The organism is Croceimicrobium sp. (assembly GCF_965228705.1).
In the GTDB taxonomy this organism is placed as follows: Bacteria; Bacteroidota; Bacteroidia; order Flavobacteriales; family Schleiferiaceae; genus Croceimicrobium.
The window spans coordinates 73,489-88,566 of record NZ_OZ245832.1 but is presented as its reverse complement, the minus strand read 5'-3'; the positions used below and the strand labels follow the sequence as shown (position 1 = coordinate 88,566).

Below are 15,078 nucleotides of genomic sequence, written 5' to 3'. Positions count from 1 at the left end.
CATTTCAGGTATTGCAGCAATAGCCTAAAACTTGAAATCAAGCTCCAAAACTTCAGTTCTAACAAAAGTTAATTCCTAGCTACCAAGACGAGTAAAAGTATAAGCTTTTAAAAAAGACTCATTTTCACAAAGCCCGTTTTTTCATTATCAAATACTACTTGAGTCCATTCTTCGGGTTTTATCTCTTGTGGAATGTTTCCTACAATAAAATATGATTCTAAGGCTCTATTATTAAGGCGTCTTCCATCGAGCCTTTTATCCCCAAAAGAAAACTCCCATACTGCCCACTCCACATTTTTCATTGTTTTCTTATCCGCCATATCGTCCGCTCGATAACTAAACATGGTAATTTCCCCCCGTTCTTTCACAGGCACTTCATAGTAAGCCAATCTAATTTTACCACCATTAATCTGATAAGAGTAAGAAGCAAAATTTGCCTTGGTAGACTGAACTACAGTATTTTGTTGTTTCCCAAGATCATAGGTATCTAAAAGCTTCCCGTCCTTCGAAAATAATAGCATCTGTAAGTCAAGCATAAACCTGTTGTACTGCAAGTCAAGGTATTTCTCACGAATCACCAAAACAAGGCTATCATTAAGCTCTATTAATTCTTGATTCCAGCTTTCATACCCATAGTGTCCTCCATTTTCAGGATTGTAGTATACGGGTTCTTCTTTCCCCGCATTTTCAAATAACTTCACCTCACTCAGTTCTATTTCTTGAAGAGAAGGCCTAATATTTGCCGAGATAAAGCCCATATCAATCATGTTTGGCCTTTTTGAAAAAGAGCCATTAATGTTATAGCTTACTTTATTTCCAGCCATCTCCAAAATCCGTCCCGTTAGGAAGAGCTTATCTCCTTTCACTTTTCGGAATGCTATATTTCCCACGAATTGGACCGATGATAAATTACTAGGCCTCAAAGGCAAAAACCAAGGTTTAAAACCATCCTCAGCTCTGTAACAGCGTAAACTCTTTTGGGAGCTGCTAAAATAAAAGTTCTCCAAGCTATCAACATAAAAAGCATACCTGCCTTCTTCCATCACATGGGTCCATAAAAATCCACTTTGATAGATAGAGCCTACTTCAGAATCCATAAAGAGCATTTCATTATTTGAAGACCTAAAGCCTGCTAAAAACAAAACCGAGGTATTCCCTTTATTAAGCACATTTGCCTGTACGATGAAATGTGATAAATCCTGATTAAAATAAGCTTGAACTGCACTGCGATGATGATCTACATAACGCAACAATAGCGCTGACTTCACCAAGTTCATCTCTGCATTAAAATAATAACGCATTACGTCCACGCTATCATCAACATTATATACAGTTGCTAATACGGACAAGGTATCATCTACAACTGCGTTGACAAGAACTTTATTGAAATCAAAATCCCCTATTAAGTCATCAGCATCATATTTCTCAAAATCTGAGTTTCCCTCCGAAAACTTCACGATTTCAAAATCGATTAAATTTTGATGAAGATCGATCCTATCAAGATCCTGAATAACCAAATCGCCTTCAATCTCTCCTAAAATTTGCAAATAGCCCTTCCCTCTGTAGTCAAGATTTTGAGCACTAAGAGAAAGTGTGCCAAGACAAAAGCCTAGTAGTATTGCAAACCTTTCTTTCATTCGTCCCATTTAATATTTTCCATTAAACTTTCCACTAAATACTCAAGGCTTGATCCTCCTGGTAGTAAGGCACTGGTTTTTGATGTAAGCTCTATCATTTCTCCGGAATATGGGTCTACCAAAGGCATGACTGCTTTCATATCATAGTCGTCATAGATTTCCACTATTCCAATTAAAGGTGAATCTTTAAATCTAGGATCAGTTAAAGGTGCAATCTTAAGATGATTGAAAATCCTTACTTCAGAAAGACGAGACATTCTCATTTGATATTGATGTGCTTCCACCGGATTAACCGAATCCATTTGTAGCGGCATATAAAATTGAATCCCCGGCGGCCCGTAATTCTTAAGGTTTTTAACTAATGAACCTTTATGCCCATAGAAAACACCCATATTTTCAGGTTCCACCGGATCCAACTCAAAATTCACCTTTGGCATCAGGAAATCAATGTTCTCACCCGTTTCAAACAGTTCTGTATCTCCATGTGAAGCACTACTACTGTAATCAAATAAACTGAATGCATTTACCTCAATGACCCTGCGTTTAATAAGATCATCCTTTGATTCTCGGTCATTTTCAACAATTCTTTGCCTTAATTCAACGTAGGATGAAATTCGCTCTGCCTCTAATTGCTTAATCTCATATATAGACGCCATTGTATGGGCCAAATCTTCGAACTCACCACCTTTGAAACCACTTAACCACTTCCCCAGCCCCTCTTTAAAGGATGTTTGTAAAGCAGTAGGAAAGGGATTCTTCATGATTAAAGATGCGGCACTGCTCATTGGTTTTTCCTCTTTCAGAATAATGGCCAAAATGGCCCATTCAATTTCTTCAAACCGCTCAAGGTCAAGCCCCTTATGATAATAGTGATTTAAATTTGATAAACTCAAAAGAGCCAATTCATCAATGTTGATATTCTTTAAGCTGTAGTAATAGGCCTGCACAGGACCGTCTACGTATTGAATTTCAGGAATAATTTGACTTATTTTATTGATGTCCATTAGAGCTATCAAACGGTATAAACTGCTGTAGTATTGATAGTCAACTTCTAAACTCTCTCCTTCATACGGGCCCTTATAGGAAGCAAATTCATAACTCAATTTGGCCACATCCATTCCCATCCTGGCCTCTAAAATCAGCCTCTTTCTAGACCAATCTTTTAAGTTTTGGAAGTCCATTTCACTGACTAAAGCCTTTATCTCCTCAGCTTCATCTGTAGTATATGCTTGCAAAGCTGTAATCCGCTCTCCAATATTAGGATGCGTATGTCCTTCATCTCGATAATTATAATTGGTCCGAAATCCGGAAGTATCCTTTAATACCAATTTCTCCGGAAGTTGAAAGTCAATCCCATCGATTAGAGGACTTTGACTTAAAGGCTTCATTTCCATCGGTAAATCCGATCGGAAAAGTTTTACCAGCAGCGATTCAGCTTCCGCAATTCCGTATCCTGCCGCTAGCATGGTTTTTACAGCTTCGCGATCTGCTGCCAGCTCATGTTCTTTTGATCTTTTTAGATATTCCCGATGAGCATATATTTTTTTACTCGAAGAAAAATAGTCTCCTTCTCCCTCCATTTCAGCAGAGGAGTGCCTAATAAATGAATGGTCTAAAGCATAATGCGCAGCTTCATGCGCAATTACAAAAGCTAACTCACCTTCGGTTTCCATGCGAGCTAATAAACCCGTGGTAATTGCAATTACACCATTGGGATGACAAAAGGCATTTACCTGAAAGTCATTTATAACTACTACTTGTGTTGCTTTCGCCAGGGCTTCATTCGATTGCAGGAGTCGCTGATGGATTCTGTTAATATATTCCAGCTCTGGACCCTCTAAATAGAATAGCTCTTCGGCTAAGCTTTGTTCAAATTCGAAATGACTAAAAGCTAAAAATGGAACTCTACCCTCTTGCTGATATCGATCGCTATCAAAAATGCTATCCGAATATAATATATGATTCAAGCGATCTTCCCAATTCAGGTTTAGGAATTCCTTAGAAAGCAAGCGGCTATCATTCTGTATTTTTGATTCAGGCCTTTGAGCAGAAAGACCAAATGCCATAAGCAGAACAAAGGACAGCACAAATAGTGACTGTTTCAAAATGGATGGATTAAGGTTTATGATGCATAATTTGGCCGAAAATAGAAACATCCTAGTTGAACACAAAGACCATTTCTTTAATTAGTTGAATTTTGCAATTCAAAGCCAAAACCCGCATCGCTCCTACTCCCTCTGGATATTTACATCAGGGGAACCTCTTTGCCTTTGCCCTAACTTGGTTGATGGCAAGAAAGGAAGGTCTCTCTATCCTGCTTCGCATTGATGATCTCGATCGTGCACGCTATCGAGTGGAGTATTTGGAAGATGTATTCCGCAGCCTGGATATATTGGGTATCGACTATAATGAAGGGCCCTCCGGAATTGAGGATTTTGAAAAAAACTGGTCGCAAGAGCTGCGTTTGGATCTATATCACAGCGCCTTACATCAGCTCAAATATCAAAAGCAAGTTTTCGCCTGTGATTGTTCCCGCAAAGACATTTTGGAGCTAAACCCTGAAGGCATATATCCAGGTACCTGCTTGAATCGAAATTTGAGCTTGGATAATCCTGATTTCGCCTGGCGCTGGAAGAAAAACTCAGGTCACTTTAAAATTAAAGCTTGGTCAGGAAATTCTCATTCAGAAGACTTTCCTCAAGCCATGCATTATACTGTACTTAAAAGCAAAGCTGGTCATCCTTCTTATCAAATGGCCTCCCTAATCGATGATGTACATTTTAAGATCAGCCATATTGTACGCGGTGAAGACCTTTGGGATTCCAGTCTTTTCCAAATGGCCCTGGCCCAAGAACTTAAGCTGAAGAGTTTTGAGGCGATTCACTTCCATCATCATCCCCTGATTCGCCGAGAGGGGGAAAAACTATCGAAAAGTCAATCTGCACCTGCGGCTAAAATTTACCAAAATCCTCAAGCGCAAAAAAAGCTCTTTCAAAATTTAAGTAGGTATTTAGGCTTAAAGGAAAGTCCGGATTCTTTAACTGAACTTCTGGCGCTCTATTCCCAATCTGGCTCCGAAGCCTGAGCGAAATAATGATCTGGAAAGCCCAATAAATAAACCTCCTCCCGTGCTCGAGTAATGGCCGTATACAGCCAACGCAAATAGTCCAAAGTGATTTCTTCTTCCGGCCGCCAGGGATGTTCTACAAAAACCCTTTTCCACTGTCCACCCTGGGCTTTATGCCCCGTAATAGCATAGGCAAATTTCACCTGCAAGGCATTGAGATAGGGATTCTCTTTAAGCTCCTTCATAATTGCAGCTTTGCTAGGTAAATCCTGATAATCCAAGGCCACCTCATCGGCGAAAGCCCTTTGTTCCTCCCAACTTAATGAAGCGCCCGGATGATCCAATACATCCAATAAGATGATACTTTCAAAGGGCTCGGCATCAGCATAGTCCGTGAAGCGCAATTTCACGCGGGCAAAACGCTTTCCATAAAGCTCAATCAATTGGTAGATCTCCAACAATTCCAAAATATCCCCATTAGCAATAAAGCTGGCCTTATGTCCATCCGGTAACCAGTGGTAATTATTTTTAACTACCATCAGATAGTCACCGGTCGAAATCTCATCCTCCTGCCAAAGTACCCGACGCCGTAATTGCTGATTGTAGAGATTGGCGCGTTTATTCGACCGAACGATAATGCACATCTCTTCCTTACCTACTTCAGAGATAGCTTGGTTCAAGGCATCTTCCACCTCAAAGCCCTCCTGCAAACGCAATACATCCGGACCTAATTTAAACTGCGGCTGATCATAGGGGGGCTGAATCTGTAAATTCCGTAAAAAGGTGGCATTGGCTAAAAGCTGTGACTCCTGTTCTTGCCGCATTACTTCTTTCAGTTCCACTCCATAATTTTCCAAACCATACAAACGGGCTAGATAATCACCATTCAAGGCCGGACTTTCATCGCTTCCCACCGGGGGTAGCTGAGCGGTATCTCCTACCAATAAGAGTTGACAACGCACACCACTATTTACAAATTCGAGCAAGTCGGCTAATACTGAACCCGACCAATCACTGCGATCATCATTGATCATTGAAGCCTCATCAATAATAAAAACGGTGTCGCGGGCCTTATTGGGTCGCAAACGGAAAATGGAAAAACCTCGTCCATCCGTTTGCAAGCGGTACACATATTTATGAATGGTAAATGCCGGTCGACCGGAATACAGACTCATCACCTTGGCCGCTCTACCAGTGGGAGCTAATAAAACTGCTTTCTTTTGAAAGGCCTCCAGGCTGGGAACCAAAGCTTGAATAAGGCTGGTTTTCCCGGTTCCGGCATAACCTCGCAATAAAAAAACAAGGTCGGTACGCGGTTCCGCGAAAAAGAGCGTTAATTGTTTAAATGCTTCTAACTGCCCCTGGGTTGGCTGATAGGGAAAAGCCTTTTTCAGATGCGTATAAAAAGCTCTTTTCCATTCCTTATTCATCCTTCAAAAGTAGGGTTGAAAAAACAAGTTTGCCAACTAAAAAAAATTGTAGTTTTGTCGCAAGCACGAACACCAAACGTCCGTAAATAGAATGAATTCCACGACTTCAACGCTAATTAAGATTGGTCTTTTCTTATTGATTGTTTTCTTGGGTTATCGCCTATACTCGATCATCCTTGACCCGATCAACTTCGAAAAATTAAAAGAGCGTCGCTATACAGCGGTGAAATCTAAACTGGAGCAAATTCGAGATATTCAAAAAGCCTATCGTACTGAGTACAGCGAGTTCGCTGCCGACTTAAACGCGGTAATCGCTTTTGTAGATACCGGTAAAATTGCCCGAGTAGAGCGTAAAGACTCTACCTTTATGTATTACAATGAGACCTACCAACAAGAAATGGAAAAGGATACCATTGTAAAGAAAATTTTAGGCTACGAATCTGTAAAACTGAAACTCTTTAGTGCAGATTTTGATCCAGAGACCTTACGCTACATTCCTTTCAGCGATAAAAAGGAATTTGAATTAAAGGCCGGTAAGCTGGAGGTGAATGATGTGGTAGTTCCCGTATTTGAAGCCAAGGCTCCGAATACCGCCATTTTCCACGATGTTTTAAATAAGTACAGCCAGTACATTGATGAGGAATATGCCTTGCAAGTAGGCGATATGAACGAACCTACATTAAGTGGTAACTGGAGATAATATAGCCGAGCTTTCGCTCAAAGTCGATCAAGGCTTAAACCGCGATACGCTCAAAGATTGTCATACCGTGTTAAGCCTGTCCAAGACAGGCTTTTCCATTATGGTAGCTGGGGAGAACAAAAGTCGTATCCTTCTTAGCGCCCAAAGATTTTGGAAAGAAGAAAAATCCGAATCCAAATTGATTGATCTCTTTGAAAAAACGCTAGATCAATTGCCGGTTAACCCCGATTTATCTGCCAGTATTAAATGTCTGGTTAATTTTCAAAAATTCAGTCTGGTTCCCGAGCACTTTTACCAAAAAGGCAAAGGCCAGCAAATTTTATCCTATACCGCCAAGCTTCAAAAGGGAGATCGAATTTACACGGATCATTGGACCCATAGTGAAGCGCTCATGCTGCATGCCATTCCTGAGCGTATTAGCGAATGGTTGAGCAAACGCTTTATGCAGGCCCAAATACAACATCAGGCGACCAGCATTGAAAACTTATACCAAACCAGTAAGAGCGAAGACTTTACCGGAATTTTATATGTTAGTCCCAGTGAAGCCGACTTCTATCTAGCCCAAAAAGGCAAGGTTCAGTGGTATAACAAATTCCAATATCAAACGGAAGAAGACCTTTTATACTTCATCTTGTACAGCCTGGAGCAAAACCGTTTTCTACCTACCGAATTACACTTAAAAGTGGCTGGCTTAAGCCTGAAAGGTGACAAGCTCCACAGCTTATTGGAACGCTATATTGGAGAAGTAAAAGATATGTCGGTTCCCAGCAATTACCAGCTTTCGCCGATGATTAGCGAGAAGGATCTGCGCGAAAACATCAATTTATTAGGCCTTTTATGACCCGTATCATTAGTGGGAAATTTCGCGGAAAGCAAATTAAGGCTCCGCTCAATTTACCGGTTCGACCTACAACCGACTTTGCCAAAGAAGGCTTATTCAATATTCTGAATAATCATTTTTACTTTGAAGAAATCACGGTTCTGGATCTCTTTGCCGGAACGGGCAATTTGTCCTACGAATTAGCGAGTCGAGGTTGTGAGCAAATTACGGCGGTAGACCAAAACCCAAAATGCTGCAGCTTTATTGAGAGAACGGCTCAAAGTCTCGGGTTTGCTGATAATCTACAGGTGCAAAGAGCAGAAGTCCTGGATTTCATAAAACGCGATTACCACACCTACGACTTGATTATCGCCGACCCTCCCTATGACTATAGCCAATATGAGGAATTGGTGGAACAGATCATCTTTAAAAAGCTCCTTGCGGAGGATGGCTTTTTAGTTTTGGAACATGATCGGGATACAGACCTCTCCGACTTGGAACATTTTTATGAAACTCGTAATTACGGGAAGGTAGCTTTCAGTTTTTTCAGTCTGGCTGAAGAAAACGAATAAAAGCTTGTAAGGCTCGGCCTCGATGGCTGATCGCATTTTTTGCTTCGGGGCTCATTTCCGCAAAACTCAAAGGCTCACCTTTTGGGCAAAACACCGGATCGTACCCAAAGCCCTTTTCCCCCTGTTGGCTTTCTAATATATGTCCTTCAACCTTGCCGCTAAAGAAGTGCTTCTCGCCACTTGCTTCGATGTAGCATATTACCGTTTCGAAATAGGCATATCGATCTTCCTTAGATTCTAATTCCTTTAAGAGCTTAGTCATATTGGCCTGTGCATTGGCCTCCGGTCCCGCATATCGAGCTGAGTAAACTCCTGGAGCACCATCCAAAGCCGGAACAATTAGTCCGGTATCATCTGCAAAAACCGGCTTGTGGTATTCAGCAAAGATTCGATCCGCCTTGATCGCCGCGTTGGCCTCCAAGGTGTCTCCCGTTTCCGGGATCTCTTCATTAAAAGCCAAATCCTTGAGGGAAGCAAGTTGAAAATCAGGAAGTAATTGTCGAATTTCCCGACTCTTATTTTCATTATGTGAGGCAAAAATTAAATCAGCCATGAGTATGCAATTTCTGGAGACCAAAGAAAGGCTTTTAAGAAAAATTGAAGGCCCGGAATGTTAAAATTCCAAATTCAAAATTTCAGATTCCCATCAAAATTGGTCTTGTTGAAAAAGCGCGTATCTCAAGCTAGGACTGGATTTAAGTGTAAAAATGACACAAACTAGACTAGCAAAGGGATACAGCGCGAGAACCCCTTTACATCATTACAATTTTTATGTATTTTGCAGAGTAAATTTTATACTACTATGGACTTTAAGATTACTAAGCTTTGGATGCTGATACTGCTCCCCCTGGTCATCCCGGCACAGGTGGTATCCGTAGACCCAGCCTTTCCAACTCAAAATGACACGGTCACAATAACCTTCGACGCAACTGAAGGAAATGGTGCCTTGGTGGGATTTGTACCCGTATATGCTCACACCGGAATTATCACTCAGGCCGGTGGTCCAGGAAACTGGCAAAATGTGCAAGGCAACTGGGGAACGGCAGATCCGAATGTAGTAATGACTCCCCTTGGGAACAATAAACACAGCATTACCTATCACATCCCTACCTTTTACAATGTTAGTGCTGGTACGGTGGTAACCGAATTGTCCTTCGTATTTAGAGATCAAGCCGGAAATAATGTAGGCCGCGCCGCTGATGGTAGCGATATTTTCTACCCTATTTATCCTGCGAATGCCGGTCTTTTAGCGGCATTTTTAAGTCCTGCTAATACTCAGATCGCCACTACTGGTCAAAACCTCAGTTTTAGTGGAGCTACTAGTAAAGATGCGGATATCGACATCTATGATAATGGAGTATTAAAAAGCTCGGTGAGCAATGCTCGCAGCATTAACAGCACCTTCGCCGCTGGCGCCGCTGGTATGCACTTAGTGGAATTGGTGGCTGATGATGGCAGTACCATCGAGCGCGACACCGTGTATTATGTTGTGAACAGCCCTGTGCAAACTCAGGCCGTTCCCTCCGGCACCGAATACGGAATCAATTACAACAGCGCTTCTGAAATCACTCTGAAACTTCATGCTCCTTTTAAAAGCTACGTTTATGTAATTGGCGATTTCAACAATTGGCAACCTCATCCGGATTATTTCATGAAGAAGGATCCGAATGGCAGTGATTGGTGGTTGAGCATTGATAGCCTAAATCCTGGTGATTTTTATGCCTTTCAATATTGGGTAGATGGTGATCTTAAAATTGCCGACCCTTATTCCGAATTAATTCTCGATCCCTGGAACGACTCCTATATCGGTGCTACCACCTGGCCCAATTTACCTGATTATCCTACCGGGAAAACCACGGGTATCACCAGCTTAATCCAGATGGATCGCCCCGCTTACAATTGGCAAAACCCCAATTTCACACCTCCGGGTAAGGATGAATTAATCATCTACGAACTGCATTTACGTGACTTCATCGCTACGCACAATTACCAAACCCTGATTGACACACTCGACTATTTAGATCGCTTGGGTGTAAATGCCATTGAATTGATGCCGGTGAATGAATTTGAAGGCAATGAAAGCTGGGGATACAATCCAAGCTTCCATATGGCCTTAGATAAGTATTATGGTACCCCAGAGAAGTTTAAAGAATTTGTAGACGTTTGCCATAGCCGTGGAATCGCTGTAATTATTGATGTGGTGCTTAACCATGCTTTTGGTCAGAGCCCATTTGTACAATTGTACTTTGATCCGACTGCGGGTCAATATGGCAAACCCACTCCACAAAACCCCTGGCTTAATGTAGATCCTAAACATGATTTTAATGTGGGCTACGACTTCAACCACGAGTCTCAAGCTACTAAGGATTTCGCGGAGCGCGTTATGAAATATTGGGTAAGCGAATACAAGGTAGATGGTTACCGTATGGACCTCTCCAAAGGCTTTACTCAAAACAACACCTTGGGTAATGTAGGTGCTTGGGGTCAGTACGATCAAAGTCGGGTGGATATCCTTAACCGCCTCAAAAGCCAGATGGAATCTGCCAATCCTTCAGCCGTAATGATCCTGGAACATTTTGCTGATAATGCCGAAGAAAAGGCCCTTTCGGATCAAGGCTTCTTGCTTTGGGGAAATCACAATCACGATTATGGCGAAGCAGCCATGGGCTGGTTATCCGGATCCAATTTCTCTGGCGCTTTCCATTCGCAACGCGGTTGGACCTATAAGCACCTAGTAGCCTATCAAGAAAGTCATGATGAGGAGCGTATTATGTACAAATTGCTGAACTATGGTAATTCCTCTGGCGGATATGACACTCAAGTTTTGGCAACTGCCCTGGCACGTAAAGAATTAACTTCTTTATTCCTCTACACTATCCCTGGACCTAAAATGCTCTGGCAATTTGGCGAATTGGGTTATGATGTAGGTATCAATGATCCTTGTCGCGTATGTAATAAGCCCATTCGCTGGAACTATCAAAATGATGCCAATCGTGCACGTCTGTTCCAGGTGGTTTCCAATATCATCAACCTGCGGGTACAAAACCCGACTTTCAATAGTAATAACTATCGTTACGACCTTAATGGCGCTACCAAGCGAATCAATTTAGATCACAGCAATTTCAACGCTACTATCCTCGGTAACTTCGATGTGGTGGCTCAAAATGCGGATCCTAACTTCCAGAATACCGGTTGGTGGTACGAGTATTTTAGCGGAGATAGCATCAACGTGACGAATGTAAATGCTACTCTTAATTTGCAGCCAGGTGAATACCGTCTATACACCACTCAAAAAATTGAAGTACAAAACGATGTTTCTCTGGGCGAAAATCCACTCTTCACTGAGCAATTACTGGTTTATCCAAATCCAGCTGAAGATCATTTGATCATTGAACTCAACGGACGAGGAAAAGAGAATGCCCAATTAAATATTTACGACCTCAGCGGTAATCTATTATTGCAAAACAGCTTAGAAAAAACTGCTGTGGGAGAATACCTCGAATTAGATGTAAGTAATCTCCCCAAGGGAATGTACCTGGTTCAGGTAGAACGAGACGGTGAAAGCTTTCACCAAAAAATTATGCTGCGTTAAGAACAGCCTACTAATGAGCGAAAAGCCCCGAACCTAAAGGTATCGGGGCTTTTTTATTAAGGCTAAATCGCTCATGATCAGAGTCCTACCAAAGCAAGAATCCTTAGATTAAATATCAGGCTCAAACAATTGATTGCTAAGAACTTAGCAAAGCAACAGGTATTTTATGCTATTGCATCAGCCTGATTAATAGTCATTTTGTATTCGAAAAGCCTATATTTGTATCTGTATAGAGGGATTTTTTATGGTAATAGACAAGGAAGAAGCCTTGGAACTATTAACCGCAAGATTTGATCATGTGCAAGCAATACCAAAGCTTTCACGCCAAGAAAGAGAAGCCGAACTCATTGGAGGTAAAATGCCACGCTACTCTTTTTATCAGGTGAAAGACCGTAGCGGCGATCAAACTTACGAGATGGTAGTTAGGCTCAGAGAATTCAGGAGTGGTGATCACCATTTTGAATTCAGCGTTTCACATAATGAACCATTGTATCACCGTTTGGATATCGAAATGCCAGACCAGGACCTCGTTTTCCAGGTACAAATGTTGCTGGATTCAATGAACCGCATCCTATTGCGTCCCGCAGTATAAAACTGCAGAAATACCTGGTCTGCCTTGTGCAGGCCTTGAATGTCGAGTTCGTTTAGTGGGTAATAGATAGTCGGACTTGAAAAAACATTCGAGGGGGTATTCTCTAAAAACGCGTCAGTTTACTGGCGCGTTTTCTTTTTAATTATAACCCGCCAACATCATCATTTTCTGATAGATGCTATTGTTCTGATAAATCCCACTGAACACCTGTGTTCCTGGACCATAAGCCAATACCGGAACCATGGTGGAAGAGTGTCCACCACTACCGAAGCTAAAGCGCAAGGAGTCGTAATCATTTTGCTTGCCGCGGAAAGGCACTTCCACCTCTTCACTTACCATTGCGAAACCACCACATTCGTGATCAGCGGTTACAATAACGATCGTATTACCATCCTTCTCAGCATAGTCGAGAGCTACGCCAATCGCTTTGTCAAAATCCAGCATTTCATTAACCAGGTATTCGCCATTATTGGCATGTCCACCCCAATCAATCTGGGAACCTTCTACCATCATAAAAAAGGGCTCATCTGCCGCAGTAGCATCAAAATAATCTAAGGCCATGGCAGTAGCATTAGGTAAGAATTCATCCCGACCCTGATAAACAGGAATCATCCCATCTTTAGCTAACAAATAGGCATAACGCTTATCCTTTTGCCATTCTTTAGCCTCTAGGGCAGTAGTATCTACTTCAATACCTGCTTTGGCAAAGTCTGGATACAAATTGCGCTCATCCAGGCGATTAAAGAAAAACCGTTTCCCCCCTCCTGCAGCAAAATCAACCTGGGCGCTTAAAAACTGCTCGGCTATTTCAAATTCCTGCTTACGTAAAGGAACATGGGCATAAAATGAAGCGGGAGTAGCATGGGTAATGGAAGAGGTAGCAATTACACCTGTTTTCCAATTTTCTTTATCCAGATACTCTAAAATCGTTTCTAAAGCGGTAGTATCTGCCGCCATGCCGATGGAGCCATTATAGGTTTTAACACCACAACTAAAGGCGGTGGCCCCCGCTGCCGAATCGGTAATCTTGTGGCTGCTGCTCGAGGTTCGACTTAATCCTACAATGGGAAAGCGCAGGTATTGTGGCTCTTTATTGCCATAAAACAGAGCTGTTGATAATTGCGCGTGGCCCATACCATCACCAATCATCAGGATAATATTAGGACGCTTAGCTTTAGGCATCTTTGCCGATTTTACATGAGACTGATTGGCATCACCCACAAAAAATAAGGTCAGTAAGCTGAGGATAAGAGCATTGAAATTCATCAATAGAGCTTTTTACGTTTAAGTAAGTAGGATTGTAAAACTTTAGAATATCCGTCCTTCACATCCACCTCATGCAGGTCGATGCGGTATTGCAAGCATTTCCGTCTTAGGAGATCGCGGAATGCATTCATTTGTTCTTGATAAGCCCCTTGAATATCGGCTGGATTAAGGCGCAATTCCTGCCCCGTTTCTAAGTCGACAAATTTGTGAGGGCCCGATTGAAAATCAAAGTCTGTTTCCGTCTCACGATCCAAGGTGTGAAATAGAACTACTTCGTGTTTGCCATGCTTCAAATGTTGCAGGGCATCTAAAAATGCTTGAGGATCATCCTGCACCTCCAAAAGATCACTGAAAATGATAATCAGGGAACGGCGCTCCGTACGCTCCGCCATTAAATGCAATTGATCACTAAGGCTTACCTGCTCTTCCCCTTTTAAAGATTTCTCCTTTAATATTTGAGAAAGCTTAGTTGCCAAAGCCTTATGATGCTGATAGGTTGAACCTACCTGACTGTGAAAATCTTCTCTGCCAAATAAACTCAAAGCAACGGCATCGCGCTGCCGCTTTAGCAAATTCATCAAGGCTAAAGTGGCGGTGGCACTGAATAAAAATTTAGCGGGATTTTCTACCTGACGCATACGCTCCCGGGGATAGAACATACTGCCCGAAGTATCGAGGAGAATACGACAACGCAAATTGGTTTCTTCCTCATAACGCTTAGTATACAAACGATCGGTACGCGCAAAGAGCTTCCAGTCGATATTACGAATGGATTCACCAGGATTGTAAATGCGATGTTCCGAGAATTCTACCGAGAAGCCATGAAAGGGACTTTTATGCAATCCGGTAATAAAACCTTCTACCACTTGCCTGGCCAAAAGCTCAAGCTGTTCAAAATCGCGGTAGTGAAAAGGTTCTAATGATTGAATTTCAGCCACTTTACAGGATAAAAGGGTAGATAACAATGATACTAAAAAGCCTCCGATTGCCCATAAAAAAACCCCGCTAATAAGCGAGGTTCTTCTTCTGGTAGAATATCTTACATCTGAGCGTCCAACTTGGCTGCCAAAGCAGTTTTAGGAGCTACTCCTACTTGCTTGTCTACTACTTCTCCGCCTTTAAATACCAATAAGGTTGGGATGTTACGGATACCGTATTTCATGCTGATCTCGCCGTGCTGGTCTACATTCACTTTGCCAATTACAGCTTTACCGTCGTATTCTTGAGACAGTTCTTCAACAATTGGGCCTACCATACGACAGGGACCACACCATTCTGCCCAAAAATCAACCAATACGGGTTTGTCTGAGTTCAGTACCAATTCTTCGAAATTGGCTTCGGTAAATTCTAATGCCATTATTTAATCCTTTATTGAGGGTTACAAAATTAGTTTTTCATTCAT

General features: G+C 42.0%; 13 protein-coding genes. 6 read left to right on the top strand and 7 right to left on the bottom strand.

Features of this window, described 5'->3' with window-relative positions; genetic code table 11:
• Window positions 1-107: 107 nt before the first annotated feature.
• Both ACO05P_RS00325 and ACO05P_RS00320 read right to left on the bottom strand, forming a co-directional pair.
• Window positions 108-1,637, bottom strand: coding sequence for a hypothetical protein (locus ACO05P_RS00325; RefSeq protein ID WP_421752793.1), 1,530 nt, complete (start codon window positions 1,635-1,637; stop codon window positions 108-110).
• Entirely contained in the window at window positions 1,634-3,703 is a 2,070-nt protein-coding gene (locus ACO05P_RS00320; RefSeq protein ID WP_421754863.1) for a M48 family metallopeptidase, read from the bottom strand. Before ACO05P_RS00320 ends, ACO05P_RS00325 begins: the two co-directional genes overlap by 4 nt.
• A gap of 131 nt (window positions 3,704-3,834) precedes the next feature.
• Here ACO05P_RS00320 and ACO05P_RS00315 point away from each other — a divergent pair, with 131 nt between their 5' ends.
• Window positions 3,835-4,722, top strand: a complete 888-nt coding sequence (locus tag ACO05P_RS00315; protein ID WP_421752792.1) for a glutamate--tRNA ligase family protein — start codon at window positions 3,835-3,837, stop codon at window positions 4,720-4,722.
• Here ACO05P_RS00315 and ACO05P_RS00310 read toward each other — a convergent pair.
• A complete protein-coding gene (locus tag ACO05P_RS00310) occupies window positions 4,695-6,134 on the bottom strand; it encodes an ATP-dependent DNA helicase (protein ID WP_421752791.1) in 1,440 nt (479 codons plus the stop codon). The genes ACO05P_RS00315 and ACO05P_RS00310 overlap by 28 nt on opposite strands.
• 91 nt (window positions 6,135-6,225) lie before the next feature.
• On the opposite strand from ACO05P_RS00310, the gene ACO05P_RS00305 reads away from it, so the two are divergent.
• The 3 genes from ACO05P_RS00305 to rsmD are packed head-to-tail and all read left to right on the top strand — an operon-like array spanning window position 6,226 to window position 8,226.
• A complete protein-coding gene (locus tag ACO05P_RS00305; RefSeq protein ID WP_421752790.1) occupies window positions 6,226-6,834 on the top strand; it encodes a hypothetical protein in 609 nt (202 codons plus the stop codon).
• Window positions 6,818-7,675: a DUF3822 family protein gene (locus ACO05P_RS00300; RefSeq protein WP_421752789.1), complete on the top strand. Its 858-nt coding sequence runs from the start codon at window positions 6,818-6,820 to the stop codon at window positions 7,673-7,675. Before ACO05P_RS00305 ends, ACO05P_RS00300 begins: the two co-directional genes overlap by 17 nt.
• Window positions 7,672-8,226: a 16S rRNA (guanine(966)-N(2))-methyltransferase RsmD gene (gene rsmD / locus ACO05P_RS00295; protein WP_421752788.1), complete on the top strand. Its 555-nt coding sequence runs from the start codon at window positions 7,672-7,674 to the stop codon at window positions 8,224-8,226. The genes ACO05P_RS00300 and rsmD overlap by 4 nt, the downstream gene beginning before the upstream one ends.
• Here rsmD and rdgB read toward each other — a convergent pair.
• Window positions 8,201-8,779, bottom strand: a complete 579-nt coding sequence (gene rdgB, locus ACO05P_RS00290; protein ID WP_421752787.1) for an RdgB/HAM1 family non-canonical purine NTP pyrophosphatase — start codon at window positions 8,777-8,779, stop codon at window positions 8,201-8,203. The two genes, rsmD and rdgB, sit on opposite strands and share 26 nt — an antisense overlap.
• A 249-nt stretch (window positions 8,780-9,028) precedes the next feature.
• Here rdgB and ACO05P_RS00285 point away from each other — a divergent pair, with 249 nt between their 5' ends.
• Both ACO05P_RS00285 and ACO05P_RS00280 read left to right on the top strand, forming a co-directional pair.
• Window positions 9,029-11,818, top strand: coding sequence for an alpha-amylase family glycosyl hydrolase (locus tag ACO05P_RS00285; RefSeq protein ID WP_421752786.1), 2,790 nt, complete (start codon window positions 9,029-9,031; stop codon window positions 11,816-11,818).
• Between the two features lie 244 nt (window positions 11,819-12,062).
• Window positions 12,063-12,410: a hypothetical protein gene (locus ACO05P_RS00280; RefSeq protein WP_421752785.1), complete on the top strand. Its 348-nt coding sequence runs from the start codon at window positions 12,063-12,065 to the stop codon at window positions 12,408-12,410.
• A 138-nt stretch (window positions 12,411-12,548) separates the two neighbouring features.
• Here the strand turns inward: ACO05P_RS00280 and ACO05P_RS00275 are convergent, their stop codons facing one another.
• The 3 genes from ACO05P_RS00275 to trxA all read right to left on the bottom strand — a co-directional run bounded on the left by ACO05P_RS00275 (window position 12,549) and on the right by trxA (window position 15,033).
• Complete coding sequence (locus tag ACO05P_RS00275; RefSeq protein ID WP_421752784.1) at window positions 12,549-13,592, bottom strand: alkaline phosphatase; 1,044 nt, start codon at window positions 13,590-13,592, stop codon at window positions 12,549-12,551.
• Window positions 13,593-13,675: 83 nt separating this feature from the next.
• On the bottom strand, window positions 13,676-14,614 hold the full coding sequence (locus ACO05P_RS00270) for a DUF58 domain-containing protein (protein ID WP_421752783.1): 939 nt from the start codon (window positions 14,612-14,614) through the stop codon (window positions 13,676-13,678).
• A gap of 101 nt (window positions 14,615-14,715) precedes the next feature.
• Window positions 14,716-15,033 carry a thioredoxin gene (gene trxA / locus ACO05P_RS00265; RefSeq protein ID WP_210757942.1) on the bottom strand — a complete coding sequence of 106 codons (318 nt, stop codon included), beginning with the start codon at window positions 15,031-15,033 and terminating at the stop codon, window positions 14,716-14,718.
• Between the last annotated feature and the right edge of the window lie 45 nt (window positions 15,034-15,078).